Genomic DNA, 347 nt, shown 5'->3' with positions numbered 1-347 from the left:
CAGCCAGCGATCGTTCGCGCCGCACAACAGAGCCGCGGCGGTCGGCGCCTCCGCGCTTGCGGCGAGGCACGTCAACGTGGCGCGGAACGCCAACGCCGTGCGGCGTTCACTGAACGCGCGCCCTATCAACCGAGCGCTGAACAGCACCGTCGCGTTGCGCGATCCGCGCACCCGCGCGTTCATCACTGCGAGCTTAGCCACGGCGGCGTGGCACGGTGGCAACTGGTCGTGGTGGCGCCACCGCGATGGCGGTTTTGGATGGGTCGGCCCCTTGTTCTGGCCGTTCGCTTTCTATGACATTTATGACTACACCTTCTGGGGCTATCCCTATGATGATGCGTTCTGGG

General features: G+C 65.7%; 1 pseudogene. It reads left to right on the top strand.

From position 1 onward, the window contains the following. A pseudogene (locus OZ411_RS43195) lies at positions 1-347 on the top strand (hypothetical protein); the annotation flags it as partial.

This window comes from Bradyrhizobium sp. Arg237L (genome assembly GCF_029990105.1).
In the GTDB taxonomy this organism is placed as follows: domain Bacteria; phylum Pseudomonadota; class Alphaproteobacteria; order Rhizobiales; family Xanthobacteraceae; genus Bradyrhizobium.
This window is presented reverse-complemented; position numbering and strand designations above follow the sequence as displayed.